Origin of the sequence: Protofrankia symbiont of Coriaria ruscifolia (assembly GCF_900634745.1) — a bacterium.
Taxonomy (GTDB): Bacteria; Actinomycetota; Actinomycetes; order Frankiales; family Frankiaceae; genus Protofrankia; species Protofrankia californiensis.
On record NZ_CAAAFR010000187.1, the window covers coordinates 1 to 2,941 of the forward strand.

Sequence of the window (2,941 nt, forward strand, 5' to 3'; positions counted from 1 at the left end):
GGTTCGACCTGGGTGACTTCGAGGCGGCACCGACCTGCGCCTCGCCGACGCTTGCCACCGATGGACTCCACCAGGCGTGCGCCGAGCAGAAGCAGCGCGGCGGCTGCCCGGCGGCCATCGTCATCCAGGCCATCGTCATCCGGGTTCTCCCCGCCCGGGTCCTCCCCACCCGGGTGGGGAGCCGACCAGTCAGCGAGCGTTGCGCTCGCGGTCAGTTGGACGCCGCAACGCGCCATCTGCTCGAAGCGGAGGAACTTGTCCGCCGCCCGCCCCGTGCTCGGGTCGATCTTCACCCCGGGGCGGACGAACGTGGTCGCGTCACGCAGCCTGCGCTGTTCGTCCGACCGCAGAGCCGCGGCGAGGGCGGCCGGATACCGCGCCGGGCGCACCGACAGGGCCGCCGGGCGCGGCTTGTCCCCCGTGGGCGAGCCCGCGGCGGACAGAACCGGCTGGCTGCCGAAAAGGAACTCGACCCAGGCGTGCCATCCCCCGGCCGGTCCCGTGGAGCTGGTCGAGCCGTCGAGCGCGGCGGCGGCAAGCTCACAGGCGTCCCGCCACACCCCGGTCAGGGTCTTGCCGGGCACGAACGGCAGGCCGTCATGGTCGGTGTTGACCAGTTTGTCGATCCCACCGGGGATGCCCAGACCGGTGCCGCAGTGCCAGTCGCTGTCCATGTGCAGGGTCAGCGCGAGGACGAGGTGGCTCGCCGGGGCGTCCGGCGTCCCTGTCGTGCTTCTGATCGTGCCGTTCGGGCTTGTCATCCCGATGCCCCCGTCGTCGTTCTCTCGTTGCCCGCCTTTGCCGCATGGTTGTGCCGGTCGGAGAGGTTGTGCCGGTCGGCGAGGTCACCTATGAGGTGGAGCGCGTTCATCGCGTCGAGCAGCCCGGTGACCGGTGGTTCGGTGACCTGGCCTGGCTGCCCGTCGACCAGACCCCGATCGCTGATCCGCCAGAACAGCGACACGTTGTTCCCGGTCGGGATCTCGCCGGTGCCGGCTCTGTTCTCGGTACCGGAGCCGACGAAGAGGTCGAGCCCCCGGTCGTGGTAACGCGCCAGCATCTGGCGGAACCGGCCGTCGGCGGCGTCCCGTCCGGAGAACAGTGCCTCCCGCAGGTCGTGCATCTGGCTGGTCGGCAGCTTGCGCTCGCCCGCCTCGTCGGTTCCGTCGGTCGAGTCGAAGGTGGCGGTGAGCGCCGCCACGCGCCGGGCGAGGTCGTCCCAGTGACGTCCCACGGTCCACGGCTCACGCATGTCACGGGTGACCACGTAGGGCTGTGCGTACAGCAGCGCACGCAGCTTCGGTCGTTTCCCGGGGTCGCGTCCGGCCTCGAGGTCGGCGGCGCCGACCGCGACCTTCATCCGGTCACGCAGATGGCCGGGATCGCTGCCACCGCTGTCATACAGGACGTGGAACGAGAACGCGGACGCCCGTGGCCGTGGCCGTGTCCGAGGCCGGGCTTGCTCCGGTTCCCCTGGCGCGTCCGGCGCCGCGGACGGCTCCCGACCCACCGAATACTGCTTGACCGTCTTCTTCGCCTCCTGCGTCAGCTCCTCGGCCAGGTCGTAGGCGGCGGAGAACGGAAAATGCGGCTTGACGACGGCCACCCCGGCGCACGCGGTGAGCCCGTCCGGCGCGTGCTTCCGGATGACCGGGTCGGAGCCGGTGGCCTCCTCGAAGGCGATGAGATATGCCTCGGCGAAGGCCAGGGAGACCGAACCGGCACAGATCACCGTGAGGTCGTCGCCGCCGAGTACCAGCGGGAGCACCGGTACGGCGCCCTCCACGTCATGATTGCGGGGGAGTACCCGCCGGCAGTGTTCCAGCGCTTCGCGGAACGCTCTGACGGTGCATGCGTCGACGGCTTTCGAGAACGGTCCGAGGGCCTCGGCGTAGCGGTCGCTGGGTGCGTCGGTGTCGTCGGGCCGGTCGCCGGTCGCGTTGCCGAGCTCGGTGAACAGTTGGCCGAGGCTGTTGCCGTCAGCGTGGATCACGGCGACCCAGTCGGGTTTCTCCTCCAGATGGTCGGCGATCTTCTCCAGCGCTGACTTCGAGATTTCGGCATTATGCGCGAGCCGGTGGAACCCGTTGTCCCGAGCAGCCCGCTTGGCCAGGCTCGGGCGTGCCCGGGGCTGACGTGATCGCGGGCCCTGGCCTTCCGTGATCACGTCGTGGGCGGGCAGGCCGCTGGCCGCGCACTCGTCCACGATCGGGATGCGCGGGAAGCGGCTCATCGGGCCGGGCCGGTCGCTCCTGACCCGTGGCAGCGCCTCATGAACGTCGCGGCATCGCCTGGCAAGCATGCTGACCGGAGGTTCTCCCGCTTCCTGGTGGGTGTCGTCTTCATGGTGGGCGTCGTCTTCCTGGTTAGCGTCGTCCCAGTCGAACGACTCGCCGACGACGCCGCATACGTCCAGGCCGGGGGCCTCTCGCAGCGCCCGCGCCGTCACGTTGCCGACCAGGGCTCTTCCCTTTTCCGGATCCCGGACGACCACCTTCGCGCTGCCGGCCGCGGCCACCAGAAGCTGCGCGCTGCGGTTGCCGGCGATCCGCCAGGACGAGCTGAACCCGGTGAACTCGTCCTTGAGCGCGTCACGCACCCATTGTTCGAGCCGGTGGACGAGCTCGGATGCGCCGACGTTCTCCCGCCGTTTGGTGGTGTTGAAGATGAAATTCTGGTTTCCCGACGTCTCGATAAGGACGACGTGACAGGTGACGCCCATCTGGTGGTCCTTCCGTGTGCTCCGCCCGTTGCTCCTGTTACCTCTGTGACTCTGTTACCAGCGATAACGGCCGCCCGTTGCCGTTCCCACGTCTCTCGCGGGCAGTAACCGTCGGTCCCGTCATCGGAAAGGATCGGGACCGACGGTCCCCCCCCGCATCTACGTCTGACGGACGACGCCCGCCTGCGTGGCGGAGTCCCCGCCAGCCGCCCCGCCAGC

General features: G+C 69.7%; 2 protein-coding genes. Both read right to left on the reverse strand.

The window, feature by feature from the left end; all coding sequences use genetic code 11:
• On the reverse strand, positions 1-761 hold a 761-nt coding region (locus CV1CTNOD_RS21730), incomplete at its 3' end, for an RAMP superfamily CRISPR-associated protein (RefSeq protein WP_207386595.1).
• A complete protein-coding gene (locus tag CV1CTNOD_RS21735) occupies positions 758-2,722 on the reverse strand; it encodes a Cas10/Cmr2 second palm domain-containing protein (protein WP_131787822.1) in 1,965 nt (654 codons plus the stop codon). The genes CV1CTNOD_RS21735 and CV1CTNOD_RS21730, both read right to left, overlap by 4 nt.
• Positions 2,723-2,941 lie beyond the last annotated feature (219 nt).